Annotated in this window: 21 protein-coding genes; 17 read left to right on the plus strand and 4 right to left on the minus strand. The window is 31.1% G+C overall.

Annotation, left to right across the window (positions count from 1 at the left end):
• The first annotated feature begins 63 nt into the window (after positions 1 to 63).
• On the plus strand, positions 64 to 966 hold the full coding sequence (locus tag AC0N0V_RS09670) for an aldo/keto reductase (protein WP_474463756.1): 903 nt from the start codon (positions 64 to 66) through the stop codon (positions 964 to 966).
• A 74-nt stretch (positions 967 to 1040) separates the two neighbouring features.
• On the opposite strand, the gene AC0N0V_RS09675 is transcribed toward AC0N0V_RS09670, so the two are convergent.
• Positions 1041 to 1712, minus strand: a complete 672-nt coding sequence (locus AC0N0V_RS09675) for a hypothetical protein (protein ID WP_474463757.1) — start codon at positions 1710 to 1712, stop codon at positions 1041 to 1043.
• A 180-nt stretch (positions 1713 to 1892) separates the two neighbouring features.
• Between AC0N0V_RS09675 and AC0N0V_RS09680 the strand changes: the two genes are divergently transcribed.
• From AC0N0V_RS09680 to AC0N0V_RS09710, 7 genes are all read left to right on the plus strand, one after another.
• Positions 1893 to 3425 (plus strand): spore germination protein, encoded by a 1533-nt coding sequence (locus tag AC0N0V_RS09680; protein ID WP_474463758.1) that lies wholly within the window; start codon positions 1893 to 1895, stop codon positions 3423 to 3425.
• A 25-nt stretch (positions 3426 to 3450) separates the two neighbouring features.
• On the plus strand, positions 3451 to 4656 hold the full coding sequence (locus AC0N0V_RS09685) for a Ger(x)C family spore germination protein (RefSeq protein ID WP_474463759.1): 1206 nt from the start codon (positions 3451 to 3453) through the stop codon (positions 4654 to 4656).
• Positions 4640 to 5743: a GerAB/ArcD/ProY family transporter gene (locus AC0N0V_RS09690; RefSeq protein WP_474463760.1), complete on the plus strand. Its 1104-nt coding sequence runs from the start codon at positions 4640 to 4642 to the stop codon at positions 5741 to 5743. The genes AC0N0V_RS09685 and AC0N0V_RS09690 overlap by 17 nt, the downstream gene beginning before the upstream one ends.
• 353 nt (positions 5744 to 6096) lie before the next feature.
• Positions 6097 to 7062 carry a methyl-accepting chemotaxis protein gene (locus AC0N0V_RS09695; RefSeq protein WP_474463761.1) on the plus strand — a complete coding sequence of 322 codons (966 nt, stop codon included), beginning with the start codon at positions 6097 to 6099 and terminating at the stop codon, positions 7060 to 7062.
• Positions 7063 to 7250: 188 nt separating this feature from the next.
• Positions 7251 to 7925: a response regulator transcription factor gene (locus tag AC0N0V_RS09700; protein WP_474463762.1), complete on the plus strand. Its 675-nt coding sequence runs from the start codon at positions 7251 to 7253 to the stop codon at positions 7923 to 7925.
• Positions 7922 to 9445, plus strand: coding sequence for a sensor histidine kinase (locus tag AC0N0V_RS09705; RefSeq protein WP_474463763.1), 1524 nt, complete (start codon positions 7922 to 7924; stop codon positions 9443 to 9445). The genes AC0N0V_RS09700 and AC0N0V_RS09705 overlap by 4 nt, the downstream gene beginning before the upstream one ends.
• A 511-nt stretch (positions 9446 to 9956) precedes the next feature.
• Positions 9957 to 11849 carry an LTA synthase family protein gene (locus tag AC0N0V_RS09710; protein WP_474463764.1) on the plus strand — a complete coding sequence of 631 codons (1893 nt, stop codon included), beginning with the start codon at positions 9957 to 9959 and terminating at the stop codon, positions 11847 to 11849.
• A gap of 284 nt (positions 11850 to 12133) precedes the next feature.
• On the opposite strand, the gene AC0N0V_RS09715 is transcribed toward AC0N0V_RS09710, so the two are convergent.
• Positions 12134 to 12535 (minus strand): DUF1259 domain-containing protein, encoded by a 402-nt coding sequence (locus AC0N0V_RS09715; protein WP_474464499.1) that lies wholly within the window; start codon positions 12533 to 12535, stop codon positions 12134 to 12136.
• Positions 12536 to 13368: 833 nt separating this feature from the next.
• Here AC0N0V_RS09715 and AC0N0V_RS09720 point away from each other — a divergent pair.
• From AC0N0V_RS09720 to ppaX, 3 genes are all read left to right on the plus strand, one after another.
• Positions 13369 to 13746, plus strand: a complete 378-nt coding sequence (locus tag AC0N0V_RS09720) for a PH domain-containing protein (RefSeq protein ID WP_474463765.1) — start codon at positions 13369 to 13371, stop codon at positions 13744 to 13746.
• 289 nt (positions 13747 to 14035) lie between these two features.
• The gene (locus tag AC0N0V_RS09725) at positions 14036 to 14848 is read left to right on the plus strand and encodes a peptidoglycan recognition protein family protein (RefSeq protein ID WP_474463766.1); all 813 of its coding nucleotides are present in this window, start codon (positions 14036 to 14038) and stop codon (positions 14846 to 14848) included.
• 176 nt (positions 14849 to 15024) lie between these two features.
• On the plus strand, positions 15025 to 15678 hold the full coding sequence (gene ppaX, locus AC0N0V_RS09730; protein ID WP_474463767.1) for a pyrophosphatase PpaX: 654 nt from the start codon (positions 15025 to 15027) through the stop codon (positions 15676 to 15678).
• Between the two features lie 160 nt (positions 15679 to 15838).
• Here the strand turns inward: ppaX and AC0N0V_RS09735 are convergent, their stop codons facing one another.
• Positions 15839 to 16306 carry a hypothetical protein gene (locus AC0N0V_RS09735; RefSeq protein WP_474463768.1) on the minus strand — a complete coding sequence of 156 codons (468 nt, stop codon included), beginning with the start codon at positions 16304 to 16306 and terminating at the stop codon, positions 15839 to 15841.
• A gap of 218 nt (positions 16307 to 16524) precedes the next feature.
• Here AC0N0V_RS09735 and AC0N0V_RS09740 point away from each other — a divergent pair, with 218 nt between their 5' ends.
• The 3 genes from AC0N0V_RS09740 (at position 16525) to AC0N0V_RS09750 (ending at position 18764) form a co-directional block, all read left to right on the plus strand.
• Positions 16525 to 16953, plus strand: a complete 429-nt coding sequence (locus AC0N0V_RS09740) for an EamA family transporter (protein WP_474463769.1) — start codon at positions 16525 to 16527, stop codon at positions 16951 to 16953.
• Between the two features lie 38 nt (positions 16954 to 16991).
• Positions 16992 to 17909, plus strand: a complete 918-nt coding sequence (locus AC0N0V_RS09745; RefSeq protein WP_474463770.1) for a patatin-like phospholipase family protein — start codon at positions 16992 to 16994, stop codon at positions 17907 to 17909.
• Between the two features lie 150 nt (positions 17910 to 18059).
• Positions 18060 to 18764 (plus strand): HD domain-containing protein, encoded by a 705-nt coding sequence (locus AC0N0V_RS09750; protein ID WP_474463771.1) that lies wholly within the window; start codon positions 18060 to 18062, stop codon positions 18762 to 18764.
• A gap of 296 nt (positions 18765 to 19060) precedes the next feature.
• On the opposite strand, the gene AC0N0V_RS09755 is transcribed toward AC0N0V_RS09750, so the two are convergent.
• Entirely contained in the window at positions 19061 to 19171 is a 111-nt protein-coding gene (locus AC0N0V_RS09755) for an iron-sulfur cluster assembly accessory protein (protein ID WP_474463772.1), read from the minus strand.
• A gap of 864 nt (positions 19172 to 20035) precedes the next feature.
• Here AC0N0V_RS09755 and AC0N0V_RS09760 point away from each other — a divergent pair.
• From AC0N0V_RS09760 to AC0N0V_RS09770, 3 genes are read left to right on the plus strand one after another with little or no spacing between them, the layout of a single operon-like run.
• Entirely contained in the window at positions 20036 to 21295 is a 1260-nt protein-coding gene (locus tag AC0N0V_RS09760) for an FAD-dependent oxidoreductase (RefSeq protein ID WP_474463773.1), read from the plus strand.
• Positions 21295 to 22533, plus strand: a complete 1239-nt coding sequence (preA, locus tag AC0N0V_RS09765) for an NAD-dependent dihydropyrimidine dehydrogenase subunit PreA (RefSeq protein ID WP_474463774.1) — start codon at positions 21295 to 21297, stop codon at positions 22531 to 22533. Before AC0N0V_RS09760 ends, preA begins: the two co-directional genes overlap by 1 nt.
• Before the next feature lie 60 nt (positions 22534 to 22593).
• Complete coding sequence (locus AC0N0V_RS09770; protein WP_474463775.1) at positions 22594 to 23094, plus strand: DUF1097 domain-containing protein; 501 nt, start codon at positions 22594 to 22596, stop codon at positions 23092 to 23094.
• The last annotated feature ends 282 nt before the right edge of the window (positions 23095 to 23376 follow it).

The raw sequence follows: 23376 nt of genomic DNA on the forward strand, positions 1-23376 counted from the left end.
AAAACCCATTATAAAATTTATAGTTATTATAGGTATTTTAAATAGCTTATAGGAGTGACGAGAATGGAAAGAGTAAAGCTTACAGAAGGCTTAGAGTTTTCAAAGATAGTACATGGTTATTGGAGAATTGCAGAGTGGGGAATGACTTCTCAAGGGGTTTTAGATTTATTAGAAAAATGCATAGAAATGGGTATCACAACTATAGATCATGCGGATATTTATGGAGGCTATACCTGTGAGGGCCTATTTGGGAATGCATTAGCATTAAAACCTAATCTTAGAGAAAAAATTGAGATAGTCACAAAATGTGGTATAAAGTTAATATCTAAAAATCGACCAGAGAATAAAATAAAATATTACGATACTAGCAAGGAACATATAATTAAATCAGTTGAAAACTCTTTAAAAAACCTTAATACCGATTATATAGACTTGCTACTGATACATAGGCCAGATCCATTCATGAATCCTGAGGAAGTTGCAGAGGCATTTACTAAGTTAAAGGATGAAGGAAAAGTATTGAATTTTGGAGTATCTAATTTTAAACCATCTCAGTTTAATATGCTTTCGTCTTATTTAGAATTTCCACTTGTAACAAATCAAATAGAAATTTCAGTTATGAACTTAGACAGCTTTGCTAATGGGAGTATAGATCATTTGCTAGAAAGAGGAATTCCACCTATGGCTTGGTCTCCTCTTGCCGGTGGAAAAATTTTCAGTTCTAATGATGATAGAGCTATTAGATTGCGAGGAACTCTAGAAAAAATTGCTGCGGAATTGAATATAAGTTCAATAGATACTTTAATGTACGCTTGGTTATTAAACCATCCTGCAAAGATAATTCCTATAGTTGGGTCAGGAAAGATAGATAGAATTAAAGCTGCAGTAGAGGCTGAGAATGTAAAGTTGACAAGACAGCAGTGGTTTGAAATATGGCAGAGTTCAACAGGTAGAGAGGTAGAGTAATAATTTACAGTGCAAAAATGACCGATCTTTAAGATTAATCTTAAGGATCGGTCATTTTAAATTTAATATTATTATTAATCTGTTCTGTGATGATAATAAGATCCATAGTATGGATTATAATAAGGTGCATAGTATGGACTGAAATATGGATTGAAATACGGATTATAATATGGTGGATAGTAATTATGTGGATAATCACCAAATGCATAGGAACCTAATCCTAATAAAGCTAATGGTAATAAATCCCCTTGTCTAGACATATCTTGCCCATATTGATTCATCATACCTGGACCGTACATCATAGGATAACCTTGCATCGAATAAGGCATTTGTTGCATTTCATAAGGCATTGAGCCACTCATAGGCATTTGTTGCATTTCATAAGGCATTGAGCCACTCATAGGCATTTGCTGCATTTCATAAGGCATTGAGCCACTCATAGGCATTTGCTGCATTTCATAAGGCATTGAGCCACTCATAGGCATTTGCTGCATTTCATAAGGCATTGAGCCACTCATAGGCATTTGTTGCATTTCATAAGGCATTGAGCCACTCATAGGCATTTGTTGCATTTCATAAGGCATTGCGCCACCCATAGGCATTTGTTGCATTCCATAAGGCATTGTGCCATCCATAGGCATTTGCTGAGTACCATAAGGCATCATACCACTCATTGGAATGTCATTCATGGCATCGTCTTGTCGTTCATCTAAAGTGTCTACTCTTTCATTTTTATTAAATTCCATAAAAATCCTCCATAAGATAACTACATTAATATAGTATGAAGTAACAGAGGGATTGACACTAAATTTTTAGAGTATAGTTTTTTTTGTTAAGGGAATAATTAAGTTTAGATGTGTTTTTTAACAAATAATCCCAAGGATGGTAGTTTACCTCTTTATAATAAAAATGAGGAGGATTTTCGTATGGAAAACAATCCTATAGATAGAGAGTTAGTCTGTAATGAAAATCATTTAAAACAGACACTAGGTGAAGGAGCTGATATTGTATATCGTCGCATTGTAATACCAAGCTTTAACGATGTGAGAGCTCTTTTAGTATTTATTGATGGTTTAGTTAACACAAGTGAAATTGATGACACAATACTAGCGCCATTAATATCCTATTCCCAGCTTCCAGATCAAAAAGATTTGATAGTCAATGAAGGTTTATTAAATGGATTAATTGATGCCGGGGTATTCGCACCTTCCGTTAAGGCCACTGATAAGTGGGAGGATGCCTGTGACAGTTTAGTTTCAGGTGATAGTGTTTTGTTTGTCGATGGAATGAATAATGCTTTTATTTTTGCAACTAGGGGCTTTCAGACTCGTGCTGTATCGGAACCAGCCACTGAAACCGAGGTTCGAGGTCCAAGAGATGGATTTGTTGAAAGTATCCGTATTAACACTACTCTTATACGAAGAAGGATTCGTGATTATGGGCTGAGATTCGATATGATGAGAATTGGTGAAAGAACAAAAACAGATATTGCAATTGCCTACATTGATTCATTGGTAGATAAAAAGACATTAGGAGAATTGGTTAGCCGTTTAAATAGAATAAAAGTAGATAGTATACTAGAGAGTGGATATATAGAGGAGTTTATTGAAGATTCTCCATACTCCCCATTTCCCCAAATAGAACACACAGAAAGACCAGATAAAGCTTCAGCAGCTATACTATCTGGTAGGATTGTAATTTTAGTTGACAATACACCATTTGTATTAATTGTGCCAACTATATTTTGGCAATTTATTCAAGGCAGTGGAGATTATTATGAGAGATTTTTCATAGGCACAGCAATCCGGTTTATTCGTATTTTATCTATGTTTTTAGCCTTAACAAGTTCTTCTATATATGTTTTACTTGCTTCTTATCATCAAGAAATGCTCCCTACACCTTTGGCGTTGAAAATGGCTGCTGGAAGGGAAGGAATACCATTTCCGGCAGTGCTTGAAGTTTTAATAATGGAATTAATGTTTGAAGTCTTGCGTGAAGCAGGTATTAGAATACCAAAACCCATTGGTCAGGCTGTAAGCATTGTTGGAGCTTTAGTTATTGGAGATGCATCGGTAAATGCAGGCTTAGTTTCTCCTACAGCAGTAATTGTAGTTGCAATCACAGGTATAAGCTCCTTTGTTATGCCAGCCTATAGTTTAGCTATTACTTTTAGAATGCTTAGGTTCCCGCTTATAGTAATTACTGGATTATTTGGAATTTTGGGGTTTCTAGGAGTAACAATTGCTATTACAATTCATTTGCTTTCGCTTAGATCTTTTGGTGCACCTTTTATGGCTCCAGTTATGCCTTTCCGTATTGATGAAAATAAAGATATTGCAGTAAGAGTTCCTTGGTGGAAAATGGCTAGGAGACCAAAGTTTTCACATTCTTCTAATGTAGTGAGACAATCGGGAGATTTAAAACCAGAGCCACCAAAGGATAACTTGAAAGACTCTTAATACTACTTTGAGGGATGATAAAATTATGAAAAAATTAATAGCCTTATTCTTTATATTTAACACAATTTTTTTATCAGGATGTTGGGATATGAGAGAGTTAAATGAACTAGGAATGGTAATGATAGTTGGAATAGATAAATCCACTGACAAAGAAGGGTTTGTGGTTACAGTTCAAATAGCAAAAGGAAAAGGCCAAGGAGGAGGTCAAGGTAGTACCGCTAGTGGAGAGCCAACCTGGGTAGCAAGTGCTGATGGAAGTACTATTTTCGAAGCTGTTAGGAATCTTGCTAGGTTTTCATCAAGAAGAATAATGTGGGCTCATAATAATGTTGTAATTATTGGAGAAGAACTTGCAAGAGAAGATATAACACCTGTAATAGATTTTTTTACACATAACCCTGAGTTAAGAATGAAAACATGGGTAGGAATTGCAAAAGGAAAAGCAAGCGAATATGTGTCATCCAAAACAGGTATGGAAGATATACCTGGAATATCAGTAGCAGAGTTGTTTAGATACCAGGATCTTCCGAGTTTAAGTGTACAGACTGATATGCTTAGACTTTATTCAGACTTTTTAAGTGATTCCGTTCAACCACTTGTGTCTACATTCAGAAAGAGAGAAAAATTGCCTGGCGAAGGAAATAGTCAGGTTGAACTTGCTGGCGGAGCAGTTTTTAAGGGTACAAAAATGCAAGGATGGCTTTCTCCAGAGGAAACAAGAGGACTAAGTTGGGTAAGAGGTGAAACAAAAAGCTCAATCCTTTCAGTATCCAATATAGGTGAAAATAAAAAAAAGGTTGCAGTAGAACTTAGAAATATAAATGTTAAAATAAATTCAGAAATTGATGATAATAATCCTGTAATAAATATCAATTTCCAAGCAGAAGGGCATATTTCAGAAGAAGATTTCGTATCTAATATGTCTATTGATGAATTGAAAAATAAGGTGGAAAAAGAGTTAAAAACGCAGGTGGAAAAAGCTATTTCTAAGGGGACAGAAAAGATTCAAAAAGAATATAAGAGTGATGTCTTAGGTCTTGGTCGTATAATCCATATTCAGCATAAGAGTGAATGGGATAAGAGTATAAAGAATAAATGGGAAGAACTATACCCAAATACTTTAATTAATATTAATGTGAAAATAGATATTCGTACTAGCGTTCTTTACCAAAGACCTATTATGCAGGAAAAAGAAAGTGGAGGTTTGAGAAGGGATGAAGGCAAAGATTGATAGGCTACAATATTTTTTTGTTATTCCTAATATATTGTTCGGTAAAGCAATAGGAATTACTGCAGGAGTTATAGTGAGAAGAATAGGGGCAGATACATGGTCGGCTATGCTAATTGGGTTTATAGCAGGTACTTTAATGGTATTAATGATGACATATGTCTCATCGAAGTTTCCAGAAAAAACAATTATTCAATACGCTGAGGATATCTTTGGAAGATTAATCGGCAAAACCTTAGGGGGGATAATAGCAATATTTTTTACTGTTGCATTTATGGTATCTGCAAATGTAATAACCTTACATCTTAGTGAATATTTTTTACCTCAAACCCCTTTTTTCTTATTATGTACAATTTATATTTTACTATGTGCATATGGGGTAATATCAGGAATCGAGGTTACTCTAAGATTTTCATTCTTCGGATTTATTATGGCCAATATGATAAATATAACTATGGTTTTAGGTACTATAAGAGATTTTCGTTATATGAATCTTATGCCTTTAATGGATAGAGGATTGAGTGCTAATGTCTACAATAGTATGTATATGTTTACTGATATAGCTATGGTTATTTTTGCCATAGGAATAATATATCCAATGATTAATGAGAAGAAGAAATCTATATCTATATCATTTTGGGGGATGTTAGTAGGGGCTATCATGATAATTATTTGGCCTATTAGCGAGGTTGGTGTTATGGGAGCAGATGTAATGAAGCAGTTTACTGTAGTATGTATGCAGCAGGTAAGAAGTGCTCAACTATCTATTTATCTTCCAAGATACGAATTAATTATGGTTATTTTCTTTGTTTGGGCAATGTTTGTTCAATCAACTGTGATGTTATTTTGCAGTACGTACAGTTTCAAGCAGGTTACCAATGTAAAAAAAGATTGGAAAATTTTTTTCCCTTTAATTTTAATAACAATAATTGGAACTTATTATATTGGTCGGGATCACAATTTTTATGTGCATTTTTTATCAAATGGATGGGGGCAAGTATGTGCAGTTTTAAGTATAGGATTACCGATTCTTTTTCTCTTGATTGGAATGCTCCGAGGTAAGTTAAAGAACTCGAGTCAAATAAAATAAGTTGCTAATTTGCCTTAAGTGTAAATAGGATTATGTGCTAATTTTTAAGAACTAAAATAAATTTTATAGTATTAAAACAACCTAGGAGATTAATTACGTTAATCTATAGCTGGTAGAATTTGATAATGCATCTGTATTATGCACTTATGAATTAAAATCTGAGGTAGTCAGTTGTAAGAATAGTTAAGGGCCTTATCAACACTGAACTTGATAAGGCTTTTATAGAGTTAAAATTCTTAATCTTGAATAGATTAAAATGCTTAGTAATTATTGACAGATAGGGATAACTTATAATAAAGTATACTTAGGAGTTCTATGCAATAATTTAGCGTACACGAAAGGGAAGGGGTAACGTGATAAATTTTTTTAAAGCCAAAAAGAATAACTCAATTGTTGAGAATTCAATTGTTGATGAGATAAAGGAAAAGAATATTTCTTGTGGTAATATACAAGATGAGACTGTTGACTTTTTAAAGAGTATGCATAAAAAGATAGAGACAATTATAAATCAGCATAATATGGTTAATAGTGAGCATGATGTTTTAGCAGATTTAGCTGGAGATATAAAAAATCAAATGAAGATTGTTTCAGAGTTGACAACAAATACAGATGAATCTACTAATATTCTATATAATGAAGGTAATAAACTTTTGCGTATTACCGAAACTACTGTAGAAAAATCTGTAGAAGGAAAAGAATCTGTGGAGTCCATGATGAATATTATTTCTTCTCTAGAAAATGAAATTAAGGGTACTTATAGTAGCATAAATCTACTTGCAGAGAAGTTTAATAAAATCAACGAAATAGCTCAGCTAATCAGCGGTATAGCAAATCAAACTAATTTACTTGCATTAAATGCAGCAATTGAAGCAGCGAGGGCAGGTGAAAGTGGTAAAGGTTTTGCTGTGGTTGCAGATGAAGTTAGAAAACTTGCGGAAGTAACTGGACAAAGTACAAAAAATATTACTGACTTAGTACACAGTATTAATTTAGAAACAAAAAATGTATTGAATAATGCAGAAAAAAGCACAAAAGTAATTTCAGAAGGAATAGGAGCATCAAAAGGTGCGATAGAAAAAATTGATGAAACGCTAACTTCTTTTGCTGAGGTAGAAGGTGGAGTAAAGAAAGTAATTAATATTTTAGGGACTCAAAAAGGAAATGTTGGACAGGTGTTACAAAAAATAAGCAGTATTGATGAGATTTTAAAAGAAACAAATAATCAAATACTCCATCATATAGAAGAGGCAACTGGAGTAGACAAAAAGCTTGAAGAAAGCGTAAAGGAATTAAATAATTACACTAAAAAAATATTATAATAAACGAATTAGTGTTAAAACCGTACAAACTTTAAGCTTGTACGGTTTTTTAGGTTTAAATATCACTAAGAGTATGAAATTCAAAATTTATGATATAATTTAGATAATAAAGTAAAATTATAACTAGAGAGGATATTAATAAGTAAATTGTAATTTAACAAACTTTAAATTTGATTGGAAGTGTAAATGTGAGCAAGGTAATATTGATTGTAGATGATGAAGAGAGAATTAGATTTTTAATAGATGCCTATTTAAAAAAAGAAGGATTCCGCGTTCTTCAAGCGGAAAATGGTGAAGTAGCACTTAAAATATTGGAAGAAGATAAAGTTGATTTTGTAGTTCTTGATATTATGATGCCTGTAATGGATGGTTGGACTACCTGTAGGGAGATTAGAAAAACATCTGATGTTCCAATACTTATGCTTACGGCAAAGGCAGAAGATGAAGATCAGTTACTTGGTTTTCAGTTAGGTATAGACAGTTATGTTACAAAACCCTTTAGTCCAAAAGTTTTAGTAGCTAAAATAAAAGCTTTACTAAAAAGATCCTATCCTGATGAACTAGAAGATACTAATTCACTTGATGGGCTTTATATAAATGAACAAAATCATGAAATAAAATTGGATGAAAAAGAAATATATTTATCTCCTAAGGAGTTTGAACTATTATGCTATTTCGTACGTAATAAAGATATAGTTTTAAGTAGGGAAAAAATTTTAGACTCAATATGGGGATTGGATTATGATGGGGATTTGAGGACAGTGGATACTCATATAAAAAGACTAAGAGAAAAACTAGGGGAAAAGGCGTACTTAATATCTACAATAAGGGGAACTGGTTACAAGTTTGAGGTTAAAAAATGAATTTAAAAGATATAAGATTAATAAAAAGTATTAACGAAAGTATAACTTGGAAATTATTTGTTGTAACTGTTATAGTTTTTATTATTTTTATAAGTAGTACTTTAGTAATTCAATCCGTGTTTTTTAGTCAATTTTATATAAGTAAAAAGGAAGATAACCTACAAAAAGGAATCGAAAAATTCAAAATTGCCTATGATAAATCAGAAGATGGTAAAAAAATAACAGATTTAATCAGAGATTTTGAAGAAAGTCATAATGCTAAGATAGTTATATTAGATAATAAGGGCAGAATAAAGTTTATTACAAAGTCTAATAGTGAGCGAAGTGATGCTGCTAGAATAAGGATCATTAATGAAACGATAAAAAACTGGACTTTAAGATCTGATATGCTTTCAGAAATGAGAGAAAATAACAAGTCTATTACTATATTAACTGAAAAAAATAATAATGAAATTAGAAGTATCATAAGTGCAATTCCAAGTAATAACAAAGATGAAATAATTTTTGCTATTACATCACTTCAGCCTGTAAATGAGGCTACTTATGTTATAAAAGAGTTTTATTTCTATTTTTATTTTGGAGCAATATTTTTAATTATAATATTATCTCTACTTTACTCGAATATGATTTCAAAGCCATTACTTCAGCTAAACAAAGCAGCCTCAAAAATGGCAGAATTAGATTTTTCTGATAAGCTTGTTATTCAAAGAGAAGATGAAATAGGAAGCCTAGCTACTACTTTAAGTTTTTTGTCGGATAACCTAGATAAAGCGTTAACGTCCCTTAAGGAAGCTAATGCAAAACTGGAAGAGGATATCGAAAAGGAAAGAAGAATAGAAAGAATGAGAAAAGAGTTTGTAGCAGCGGTTTCTCATGAGCTAAAAACACCAATAAGCCTTATAGGTGGTTACGCCGAAGGTTTAAAAGATGGAGTTTTTGAAGCAGAAGAAAAGGAATACTATATTGATGTTATTATGGATGAAAGTAAGAAGATGTCTAATTTAGTATCTGATCTGCTAGACTTATCTCAGCTAGAATCAGGAAACTTTAGATTAGTAAAAGAAAGGTTTTATATTAATGAACTATTGAAATACACAATAAAGAAGTTTGGGTCCCTAATAGATGAAAAAAATATAAAGCTAAAAGTAATTAAATTAGATGAAATATGTATATATGCGGATTGGTCAAGAATGGAACAGGTTGTTACTAATTTTATTACAAATGCTATAAGGCATACTGAAGAAAATGGACAGATTAACATTGGTATTGAAGAAATAGGGAATGACAAGTATCAGGTTTATATTGAGAATAGTGGAAGCCTTATACCTGAAGAGGAAAAGAATAAGATATGGGATAACTTTTATAAGATAGATAAGTCTAGGAATAGAAAGCTTGGTGGTACTGGTATAGGCCTTGCTATTGTTAAAAATATACTTATGTTACATGGATATGAATATGGGGTAGAAAATACAGAATATGGAGTCAAATTTTACTTTATTGTTAATAAATCCATGCAATAATAGGTCTGTTTAACCAAGAATTAAATTATAACTTAACTTCTAATAGCATTTAACAATTATAATTCAAATAGAAATTAGAACGATACTAAATAATAAGAAGTTGAATAAAATATACATCTAGCTTTTAGTAAAATATTGTCTTGTTAACTGTAAAAAGCAAATCATACAAAAGCTGTCGCTAGTAATAGCTACAGCTTTTGTATACTGTGAAGACAAGACCTTATAAACAAATCTTACATATAATATATTTTATATTAGTTATTTGCCATTAAGCAATGTTTATACATTTGTCAATAAATAAGTTAAAACTTACAAAAACATGAAAAGATTTAGTAAAAAAATAAATTAAATAGATTTAGAAAATCTTATTATTAAACTTATTAATTGTTTAAAAGAAAGTTATTAGCTTATTAAAGTAAAGTAGTTTACAATTTGTTAAATAATTTGTCACTGAACTGTAATGTTTTAGGTATAAGATAAACTTGAAACTATAAAGGGAAGGACGAAGAAAATGAATTTTAAGAATATAAAGCAGAGTAAATTAGGAGACTTTATATTATATAATGCAGACTTAATAATATTCTCGTATATAATATTTTTAAAATTAATGATCTATGCGAAGCAGATATCGCCAGAGTATTTATATACAAAAGTAGCATATCCAATTTTTGCTTCTATTTTAATATTGACAAGCTTTACGGTGCTTCTTAGCAAACAGAAGAGATTAAATTTATTGTTTTCCATGGATTTAATTATAAGCTTAGTTTTATTGTCTGATATAGTATATTTTAAGTATTTTAAGGACGTTACAACAGTTGCAGCTTTAAAAAATATAAAACTTTTGGGCGGGGTATCTTCTAGTGTAAGTAGTTTAATCAATTTAAAGGATTTTTTGTATTTAGCGGATATAGTCCTACTATTACCAGTACTAAAAATATATAAGAAGACTCCTCAAACTCAGAAAAAACCTTTTATTAAAAGATTTTCTGTTTTTATTCTCATGCTTATAATAGGACTTTTTATGAATGTGAAATCTGTGTACGCAGTTTCTAAGGATCAACCAACACTTTTAACTTCAATGAGTAATAGAATATATTTAACAAAAATGATAGGTAATCTAAACTTTCACGCAGTAGATGCCTTCAATTATGTGAGTACGAATGTTAAAAACTCAAAAAAGTTACCTTCGGAGAGAGAAGAAGAAATTAAAAACTTTTTAGTAGAAAACAATAATAATAGCACTAATTTAAAAGGAATAGCAGAAGGCAAAAACTTAATAGTTATTCAAGTTGAAGCCTTACAAAGCTTTGTTATTAACCAAAAGATAGGTGGACAAGAGATAACCCCTAACTTAAATAAATGGATAAATAAGAGCTTGTATTTCGATAACTATTTTTATCAAGTAGCAGGTGGTAATACTTCGGATGCAGAGTTTATGTCTAATAATTCATTGTACCCTGCAGAATCAGGCGCTGCTTATAATACTTATAGTAGCAACTATTATGATTCTTTAGCAAGACAGTTAAAGGAAAATAATTATTACACAGCAGCATTGCATGGTAATAATGAAGGCTTTTGGAACAGAAATGTAATGTATAAAGCCGAAGATTTTCAGGATTTTTATGGACAACATAGTTTTAATATTGATGAAGAAGTAGGTCTAGGTTTAAGTGATAAATCATTTTTAAATCAATCCTTAGATAAAATTAAGAGTTTTAAAGAACCTTACTATTCGTTTTTAGTAACCTTAAGTAGTCATCATCCGTATGACGATGTAAAAGCTTATGGAGATTTTAATGTTGGAGAATATGACAATTCTCTTTTAGGAAATTATCTAAAAAGTATTCATTATACAGATGAACAATTAGGAATGTTTTTAGATAAACTAGATAAAGAAGGAATTCTAAGTAACTCTGTAGTTGCTGTTTATGGAGATCATTTTGCAATTCCAAGAGAAGAAATAGATCAGCTTTACAAATTTGAAAATGTAAGTAATGCTAATGATTTAACTTGGTTTGAATATCAGAAAGTACCTCTAATAATGCATTTTCCAAATGATCAATATAAAGGTGTAAATCATACTTATTCTGGACAAATGGATTTATATCCAACGCTAGCGAACTTGTTTAATTTATCAAAAGATTATATGTTTGGTAAAGATATGCTTAATTCAAATAGTAATAAAGTAATCTTTAGAAATGGATCATTTACTGATGGAAACACGTTTTATATTTCTTGGACAGACACCTATTATGACATAAAAACCGGTAAGATGATCGAAGAAACTGAAGACTTAAAAAAGAAAAAGGAAGATGCTACAAAAGAACTTAAGTACTCAGATGATTTACTAAATCATAATTTATTAAAGACTTTTAAAGAGGAGATTAAGAATACGTTAAAGTAAGATTTATAGTGTTATCAAAGCCTTGAAAAATCAAGGCTTTTTTTGAAATTTAAAAGAATACTTTCAATTAAGTTTTTGACCTTAAATAACATAAATATTAGGCACTAAATTGATTAGTACCTAATATTAACAAATTTATTCTTTATTTTCTCTTATTATGAGATTTATAAAAAAGCTGGCAATATAGGGCCAACTTTTTTTAAGGAAAGTAATTCTCCCGCTAAGAAGAACAGCGCGAGTTTTTAAAGGATAACCGTGGAATATTGCTCAGTTATCCGCATTAATTATCTTCTTAGAACACGAAGTGCGTCAGCTACTTTTCTTGCAAAATTCAGAGGTTTATCAATTGACTCAAAGTGAATATACATAAGCCTTGGACATTCAAATAACCAGTGATTATGAAGTCCAGTAACCAAAATCCCGTGGCTTCTGAGTATAGTAATAAAATCATTAATTTCATCTTGGAGGATAACTGTTTCACCTAAATTAAGGGTTCTTCCTCTTTTATCCATGGACTCGAAAGAAAATAGAGCAGCTAAAGCTAATGGGGAACGAGTTCGTCTACCAAGTATTTGTGCATTTATATTTCTGTTAAATGTCACAACACATAGGTTATTTGTTGAAGTTAGAATTTCTGCCCCAAGTATTCTTGCAAATTCACTACAAACTGAACGACTATTACTCATATCAGATTCACTACAAGTTGAACGAGTAGTATTCATATCAGATTCACTATAAACTGAATGACAATTACCCATATTTATTCCCCCCACGTTTATTTTATAGAAAATCAAGACTAAGTTAGTTTGTAATTTATAGTCAAACTTGATTCCCTATGTAGTGTGAGGGATTATATTTGATACTATATTATGCAGCTTGTTTATAATGGTTCATAATTAATATCAGTATTTTGATTTCATAAATTAAAACTCTTACTTTAAACAACAATAAAAAGATAATTTTTTAGGTAGATTATTAAATTTCATAACTATAGTAATAACATTATCATTGTGTAAAGCTAATAGTAAAGCTGGCAGAATGTCAGAGAGTTTAAGTAAATTGAACATAGATACAAAATAGAATAAAAAAACATATAATGAGTCCCCCTTGTTATATAGCAAATAAGCATTGGTAGAAATACTAGTGCTTATTTCAATTGAAAATACTTATCAACAATATATTGTGGATAATGTGCATAATTAATACTATATATTGAGTATAGAAGTGAGAATGGGCTAGCTAACTACACAATTTATAAATGTAAAACATATAAGATTAGAATTTATATTGTTTTCTGAGAATGTGGAAAGAGTGCTAAAGGATAGGAATTTAGAATACCTTTATTGTTTTAGTAAGAGGTCAGAAATGGGAAACGATTGCAATAGTCTTAAAGAATACATGAAGGAAGTTATAAGAAGGTGAGTAGGGCATTGAGACAATTAAAATAATTCAATAAAAAAGGGATAATAAATATCCTTATAGAATAATAATACTAATGATAAAATATAGGAGGTATATTATGGGAATATTAGATGGATTAATGGGAAATGCTTCAGAATCGAATACAGAAGAGATTCAGAAAAAATATGCTAATATATTAGCGGAAAATGAGCAAGTAGAAAAAGCTTATAAACTATTAAGAGATATGTTTATATTTACTAATAAAAGGCTTATACTTGTAGACATTCAAGGAATGACAGGAAAGAAGATAGAATATCATTCTATCCCATACAAGAGCATAACACATTTTAGTATAGAAACATCAGGACATTTTGATTTAGATGCTGAACTAAAAATATGGATTTCTGGAACAGCGTTACCAATTCAAAAACAATTTAATAAGAGTCTAGACATATACGAATTGCAGTCCTTGTTAGCGACTTATGTATTTAAATAAATATAAATTAATTGAAGTTATTAAGAGAAATGGTTAAAAATCATCTCTCTTTTATTTTGCGTATAAAAAGTTATAAATTTGAAATAAATAAAATTAAGATTTTTGATGATTGATAAAGGATTGTAAATAGTTTGATTTAAGATCGTTAGACCTACCAGAGGAATAATGGATTCAATTATTTGATGCAGTCATAAGAACTGAGGTTATAGCCTATTTCAGTAGATAAAATACTTAAATATATATTAACATTTTTAATTAAAGAACATAGTCTATGTAGGAGGTAGATTTTATGAAAGTTATAGAAACAAATCTAAATTTTAGAGGATTAGCTTATGGTAATAAACCAAATAAAATAGTTTTACACCACTCAGAAGCTTCTAAGTGTACTATACAAGACATTCATCAGTGGCATTTAGCTAATGGATGGGCTGGATGTGGATATCACTTTTTAGTTAGAAAGGATGGAAGTATTTATAGAGGAAGACCAGAAAATGCAATAGGAGCTCATTGTCCTAGTGCTAATAGTAACAGTATAGGAATATGTGCAGAAGGTGAGTATATGACTGAAACAATGCCAGAAGCGCAAAATAAAGCTATCATAGAATTAGGACAGTACCTTAAAGGAAAATATTCTATAAGTAATGTGTATGGTCACAGAGAATTATATTCAACTGATTGCCCAGGTACTAATTTTCCGTTAAGAGAATTATCTAACTCTATAATGTCTGGAAGTGCTGTTTCAGTTACTATGTTAACTTCAACTACAGCACACACAGTCAAAAATCCTATATTATTAGAGCAAATAAAGTCTTTACAGTACAACTTTAATAAAGTAAAGGGTACGAGCCTAACTGTAGACGGTTTAGCTGGCATAAATACAATTAAGGCTGTAAATGCTTATGTTATAAATAGAGGCGAAAATAATAATATAATAAAGTGGGTACAGCAAAAATTACAGTTGTGGGGATATAAAGTGAAAACCATATCTGGAGTATATGATGAGACTACTTTCCAAGCTGTTACCGAATTGCAAAGAAATTGGGGACGAGATATAGATGGAGTTATTGGACCTAAGACTTGGGAGATATTCTTGAACAACTAATTATAGAGAGCTGTAAAAGGCTCTCTTTTATATAGAGCGTATCATAATCTACATCAAAATAAGCTTTCTTATTTTGAACTTGTTGTTCAACGTGTCATAGTGTGCTATTATATATTGAGTTGTGAACTAAGGAGTATACATAGAATTATAGGATAACTGAAATATAGGAGGACGAAATGATTAAAGCAATTTTATTTGATTTAGATGGAACTTTAATAAATACAAATGAGCTTATAATTGAAAGTTTTAAATATACTTTTAGTAAGTATTTAAAAAGAGAAGCATCAAGGGAGGAGATTGTAAGAACCTTTGGAGAACCTCTAAGAGAAACTATGGCCAAATATGACGAAGAAAATGCTGATTTAATGGTAAGTATATATAGAAACTATAATGAAGCTAAACATGATGAAATAGCTAGCACCTTTGAAGGAGTAGAGGAAGGTTTAAAAGCACTAAAAAGTAGGGGAATTAAGCTTGCAATAGTAACTTCAAAAAGAAGAGAATTGGCTGAACGAGGACTGAAATTAATAAACATATATGAGTATATGGATGTTATAGTTACTCCAGAAGATACGGAAAAACACAAACCACTTGGAGATCCAGCCTTAAAGGCTTGTGAGCTTTTAGATGTTTCTCCAGGGGAAACAATTATGATTGGAGATAGTCATAACGATATCCTATGTGGCAGAAATGCAGGATGTAGTACATGTCTTGTAAAATATACAGCACTTCCATTTAATGAGCTTATGGAGTATAAGCCTGATTTTGTTATTGAAAACATTAAAGAATTAGTTTCTGTTTGTAACTCCTTAAATAAGGATGTTGTATAGATAAGTAATCTCTTAAGAAAATCAATATATTGAGAAGTTCAAGTAAGCTTAGAGATACCTTTATTTCAACTTCTCAATATATTATTTTAATTTCTAAATAAAACTTGCTTAAGAAAAATAGTTTTATTTAAAAATTTAAATTATGCTGTACTGGTCAAAATTACGAGTCATTATCAGGTAAGTTTAATCCCATATCATCTACGTGAGTAAGATCAATATGAGTAAGATCTACTAGTCTGTGAGGTAAATCTAAATTAGGATCTTTTAAATCTCCGCCTAAACCTTTCATAATCTGTTTTGCTTTTTCTTCATCATTTCCTTCAACGTTTACAACTACTCTATAGTTTATATCAGTAATTTCTTCAAAGCCACCCATACCACTTACCATCGGGCTAGCAGCATCTAAAGGTCTTTTTGAAGGATCTCCTATAAGAGGACCTGAGCTTAAAACTAATGAAGAAAGACTTGGAGAATCTTCATTTCCAGGAAGAACGGTGTTATTTCCAGTATTAAACTCAACATAATGGTCATTTATATCTGCTACTGCATTTTTAAAACCCTCACTTTTTAGTCTTTCTACTGCTTCATTGGCATTTTTAATTCCTTTAAAATACGCTTCTAGTTTCATAGTTACCTCCTATATATATCATAACTTTAAGTTATTTTCTCTCGCAATAAAGAATATTATTCTATATAGTAATAATAGATTTATATGGTAAAATGTTAGAATAAATCTAGATTTTAAGAATAATTTTTACTTTAACATATTTAAAGACAAAACCACAAAATATCTCTAAAATTTTTTGTAGTTTAGATACTTGAATTTGATGAAAGGAGTTATTAATAATGAAAGTATACTATTTATCGGTATTATTAGTTATAGTATCCAATACTATTTATCATGTATTTCAAAAATCAATTCCGGATGCAGCAAACCCGTTCACTTCGCTAGTGGCTACATATGCAGTAGCTTTAGTATTAACAATTATTGCTTTTTTTATATATCCTTCAAATACAGGATTTGTAGAATCATTTAAAAAGCTTAACTGGTCAAGTTATGCATTAGGAGCCTCAATTCTTGGACTAGAATTAGGATTCTTATTGGCCTATAGAGCGGGATGGAATATAAGTTTAGCTGCTCTCTTTACAAATGTCTGTGTATCGGTTTTGCTTATTCCTATAGGGATACTACTGTATAAAGAACATATTTCTTTAATAAATATAATAGGGATTGTTCTAAGTATAGCAGGAGTTGTTTGTATATATAAAAAGTAAGAGGAATCATTAACAATTATAAAGAGGTGACAAGAAGCATGAAAGCAGATGCGGTTTTTGAAGGAGGAGGAGTGAAGGGAATAGGATTAGTTGGAGCTATTTGTTGTCTTGAAGAGAAAGGATTTGAATGGTATCGTTTAGCGGGATCATCTGCAGGAGCAATGATTGCAGCGCTTTTAGCTGTAGGATACTCAGGAAAAGAATTGAAAGAAATAATGATTAATTTAAATTATAAGGACTTTTTGGATAAAAGAAAGCTAAAATTAGTGTCATTTGTATCAAAATCATCGTCACTCTTTAAAGATAAAGGGATACATTCTGGTGACCCTATAAAGAGAATTATGGCAGAACTTCTTGAAAAAAAGGGTAAAATTAAGTTTAAAGATATAAGTATTAATGGTAGGTCTAGATTAAAAATAATTGCCTCGGATATTACTCAAAAAAATATGTTAATACTACCAGATGATATTTCTAGATATGGAATAGATCCTATGGAATTTGAAATTGCAGAGGCGGTTAGAATGAGTATTAGTATTCCGTTTTATTTCAGGCCGATTAAGTTTAACTATAATGATATATATAGCTATATTGTTGATGGAGGTATTCTAAGTAATTTTCCTATATGGATATTTGATGTGGACAATACTCCAAGATGGCCGACCTTTGGATTTAAACTTGTGGGTGATAGAATTAGCTATACATCTGTAGGTAAAACTGATTTAATATCATTTTTGCTAGATGTTGTTGATACAATGATAAATAGAAATGAAGAGATATTTATAAAAGACAAAGATGCAGTTAGAACCATATTTATCCCAAACCTAGGAGTTTCAACCGTAGATTTTGATATAACAAAAGAAATGAAGTTAAGAATTTTCAAGTCAGGTTATAACAGCGCAGAAAAATTTTTGAATAATTGGGACTTTCAAAAATATATACAAAAATACAGACGATAACAATTCTATAAACAAGCTAAAGAATGATATAACAGGATATTTTAAAGCCTTGTCATACAATATACTTAACGAGAATACTAATTTGTAAAGTAAAATTATTGAATAATAAATTAAATAATAGTCTTAAAGCCGAACAGATAAGGAGTCATTATGATAAATAATAAGGTTAATAAAAGTGGAAAGTTGAATAATGTAACTGAACTAAAAGATGAGGTAATAGAAGCAACTAAAGAATATGTTAGAAATGAGCTAGAAGGTGAAGGGTCAGGACATGACTGGTGGCATGTTTATAGGGTTTGGAAAAATGCAATAAGTATTGCAACAGGCGAAAATGCTGATTTGTATACAGTTGAGTTGTCAGCGCTTTTGCATGATATAGCAGATTGGAAGTTTTGCAATGGAGATGATACTGTAGGGCCGAAAGTTGCTGCTGAATGGTTAAAAAGTCAGAATGTTGATGAAGAAAGGATTAAACACATAAGTGACATTATAAAAAACTTATCTTTCAAAGGTGCTGGTGTTAAAAATGAAATCAAAACTATTGAAGGCAAGATAGTTCAGGATGCAGATAGATTAGATGCTATTGGTGCTATAGGTATAGCTAGAACTTTTGCATACGGTGGTCATAAAGGAAGGGAAATGCACAATCCCTATATCAATCCAGAATTTCATCAAAGCTTTGAACAATATAAAAATAGTCAAGGAACAACTATTAACCATTTCTATGAAAAGCTTTTGCTCCTAAAGGATATGATGAGCACAGAAACAGCGAAAAAAATAGCACTGAAGAGACATGAATTCATGGAGGAATTTTTAAAGCAATTTTACATAGAATGGAATGGAGCGGAAAAGTAAAATAATAAATATGTAAGGGGTGGTTTAATAATTTAAACCACCCCTTACATATTTATTATTTTACTTGGCAAGTACTATTCACCACAACCTGAGCAGCTGCTTCCACAACCGCCATCAGCTTGTATTTCTGTTTCTATACTTAAACCACCGCGGCCATTCTCGCTACCACTCTTTATAGTAAAAGCACCATATTGGTTTATTAGGTCTTTTTCAACTAAGAACTTAGTGTCTTGAATTTGTACAACTATATCATTAGCCTTTTGTTCATCCAGAACAAGATTAAATGATGGACCGCTTCAGCCCATACCTGCTAAATAAATTCTAATTACATCAGTTGTAATATCATTTGATTTTAAAAGTTCTTGAAACTCTTTATAAGCTACATCGCTCATATTCACAGCTGCCATGTATATTACCTCACTTCTCGTTTTATTTTATAGTTATTTGTGAACTTGCTCTACTCATAAGGCAATAGAGCTTTCTGCATCGATGACCTCGAAACCTATTATCATCGCAGGCTTAATGTCGATAGTTATTATCGTATTTAAGTCAAGTCTTATGTTATAAATAAAAGATAACTAATAGTGTTTAATTATAATTTTAAACTAAGACTTCTATTTAATTATAATAATATAAAATAATAAAATTTTCAAGTATAACAAAATTAAATATGTTTAATTTATTATATTTAAAATTTTTTTTGTTGTTACAATTTTAATTTCGAAACTTTAATACTAAAAAATTTTAAACTATAGATATGTATTTAAAACTTTTTATAAAAAGTTAAAAATGTATTCCTTAATGAAGTGATAAAAAACAAAACAAATATAAAAGTTTACTAATATTATTATATTAATTATATATATAAATACATCTAATTTTCGTATAAATCAAATTTTTGTAAAAATAAGTTGAATTAAAACATTAAATCTTCTGAAATGTAGGGTTTATTATTTAGGGATTCAACTAAAATTCAATAAAAAAAAGATTCTATTAATTTTAATATTTTCAAAACAGGAACAATTGATTGTTAATAATTTAATTATATTTAAAAAATAAATATAAAAATTATAATAATAAGTAAAATAGACGTTTTAAACGATAACACGAACAATGAGTGGCGAAAATTGTAGGAAAATTAAAGAAAAAAACGTATAGCAAAATAATTGTTTTCATGATAAAATATTCACGAAGGCAAGAAGATAATACATATCCTTCATTCATTCCACAAATAAAAATATATATACAATTCGAAAGGGGAAAATACACAAATGGAAAAGGGAAAATACTTAGCAGAAACAAAAAAAGCACTAACACCTCTTTTAGCAATAGAAGAGGCAGCAAGATGTCTTTTGTGCCATGATGCGCCATGCAGCAAAGCATGTCCAGCAGGCACAGATCCAGCAAAATTCATACGTTCATTACGTTTCAGAAACTTAAAGGGTGCGGCTGAAACAATAAGAACTAACAATCCACTTGGAGGAGTATGTTCAAGGGTATGTCCTTATGACAACTACTGTGAAGGTGCTTGTAGCAGATGTGGAATAGACAAGCCTATTAGAATCGGAGAGTTACAGAGATATATAAGTGACCACGAGCAAGCTATAGGTATGGAAATTCTTCAAAAAGTTGAATTAAATAAAGAAAAGGTAGCTGTAATCGGTTCAGGTCCAAGCGGTCTAACTGCTGCAGCAAGTTTAGCACAAAAAGGATATAAAGTAACTGTATTTGAGGAAAAAGATATTTTAGGCGGATTTTTAAGTTATGGAATTCCTCCTCAAAGATTACCTCAAGAAGTTGTTGAAAATGAAATAAATTATATAAAAGCACTAGGTGTTGAATTCAAAACTAACGTTAAAGTTGGAAAAGAGATCAGCGTAGATGCTTTAAGAGGAGAAGGTTACAAAGCATTCTTAGTAGCTTGTGGAATACAAAAAGGTAAGAGTATAGATGTTAAAGGCGCAGAATTAGAAGGCGTTATTAACGGAGTAGATTTCTTAGCAGAAGCTAAAATTAAGAATGGTGAAGTTGCAGTAGGTAAGAGTGTAATCGTTATTGGTGGCGGAGACGTTGCTATGGACTGTGCTTCAACAGCAAAACTTCTTGGTGCAGAAGATGTTAAAATTGTTTATAGAAGAACAATAGAAAAAATGCCTGCAAGCACAGAAGAAAGAGAATACATCCAACAACACTTAAATATTCCTATATTTACAGGCTTCAAGCCAGCTGAAATAGTTGGACAAGACGGTAAAGTTATAGGATTAAAAGCTGAAGGAATGTTTGATGCTTCAACAATGCAATTAGCAGCTGATATGGTTATATTTGCTGTTGGACAAGAAGCAGAAGATGTAAATGCTATAACAACTCTAGACGTAGAAGATGTATTTGCATCTGGAGATATAGTTGAAAGCGACAAAACTGTTGTACAAGCAGTAGCATCAGGTAAAATAGCTGCAGAAAAAATCGAAGCTTACTTAATAGAAAAATCAGGAGTAGATGAAGCAGCATCAGCTAAGGAGGGTGTAAGATAATGAAAAAGAAAGATCTTTCAATAGAGTTTTGTGGAGTAAAATTTGAGAACCCATTTTTATTAGCATCATCACCAGTTGGAAACAACTATGAAATGTGTGCTAAAGCATTAGAAACTGGTTGGGGTGGAATAGTATTTAAAACTGTTAACTCAGAAAAAATGATAGAAGTATCACCACGTTTTGATGCAACTAGAAAAGAAGGAACTCCTTTCGTAGGATTCAAAAACATGGAGCAAGTTGCAGAGCATTCATTAGAAGAAAACTTAAGAGACATGAAGAAACTTAAAGAAAATTATCCAAATAAGGTTCTTATAGCTTCGATAATGGGATCAAGTGATGAAGAATGGACAAGATTAGCACAACAAGTAACAGAAATTGGAGCTGACATCATAGAGTGTAATTTCTCATGTCCTCAAATGACAACTAGCACAATGGGTTCAGACGTTGGACAAAACCCAGAATTGGTTAAGCAATACTCAGCAGCAGTAAGAAGAGGAACTCATCTTCCAGTACTTGCTAAAATGACTCCAAACATAGGAAACATGGAAATACCAGCAAGAGCTGCAATTGAAGGTGGAGCTACAGGTATAGCTGCTATTAATACAATAAAGTGTATAACTGGAGTAGACTTTGATAAGAGAGTTGGTCTTCCAATAGTAAATGGAAAATCATCAATATCAGGATACTCAGGAAAAGCTGTTAAGCCAATTGCATTAAGATTTATAACTCAGATGAAACAAGATTCGGTACTTAAAGATGTACCTGTAAGTGGTATTGGTGGAATTGAAACTTGGGAAGATGCTCTTGAATTCATAATGCTTGGATCAGGAACAGTTCAAGTTACAACAGCAATCATGCAATATGGATACAGAGTTGTTGAAGATATGATAAGCGGATTACAATACTTCATGGAAGAAAAAGGTGTAGAAAATCTTCAAGAATTAGTTGGCTGTGCACTAGATAATATGGTACCATGTGATAACCTAGATAGAGATTATATTGTATATCCAAGATTTGATCATAACGATTGTATAGGATGCGGAAGATGTTATGTTTCATGTTATGATGGAGGCCACCAAGCTATAGTTTGGGATTCTGAAACTAGAAAGCCATCACTTAATAAAGATAACTGTGTAGGATGTCACTTATGTTCGTTAGTATGTCCTATCGAAAACTGTATAACTAAAGGGGATATCAAATTTAAGGATTTCGGAGTTGAAAGAGAAATAGCTCTTTAGTATAATATTCATTAGGGAAAATGGCTGTTTAATTTTGGGGGAATAAAAAGGAGAAAAGTTATGGATGGAATAATTTCAGGTGCTATAAGCATGGGAATCCTAGCTTGGATATGGGCTAACTTAAGTGCGGCTATCGGAGCTTCAACATGGGCAGGATTTATGGGCACTACAACTTATTATGCATCAGGCGAAAGATTTATTAAAGGGTGGATTAAATGTGTAGTAGCAAATATGGTTGGCGTACTTTGGGCTATAATTTGTGTAGAAGTATCAAAATCACTCAATCTTCCTAACATAGTTGCTATTATGACAGGGGTTATTTCCTTTGGTATAGTTGCACAGGCTAAATGGAAACATTTATCATTTGTACCAGGTGTATATATTGGATGTTCAACAACTTTTGGTATGCTTGCTTTAAATAACTCTTATTTCACTACAGCATCAGTACTTTTGATGGGATCTGTTGTAGGATTGCTTTCAGATGCTGGCGGAGAATTATTAGTTAGATTAACTAATAAGAAAAAGTCAAATGTAGAAGAAGAACTAAAAAAAGAAGCATAGCTATTGACTACTTGTTCATCCATAAGAGATAGATGTCTATCTCTTATGGATGAATTTGTTCAATAATAGCTAACCATTACTAAGCTTTTCATGCTAATAAACGGAGTAAAGCGGCGATTAGCTCATGGATATGCTTGAATAAAAGTTGGAAATTTTTGAATTTTCTTATTCTAACTTTTTATTGAACTTCATAAATTATAGAAGTCCTATAATAACGATTCTTAAACAATTCTAAAATTAAAATTTCTAATATATTTATCCTTTATTAGGGGGGGGAATGTT

The organism is Clostridium sp. CS1-1 (assembly GCF_056135525.1).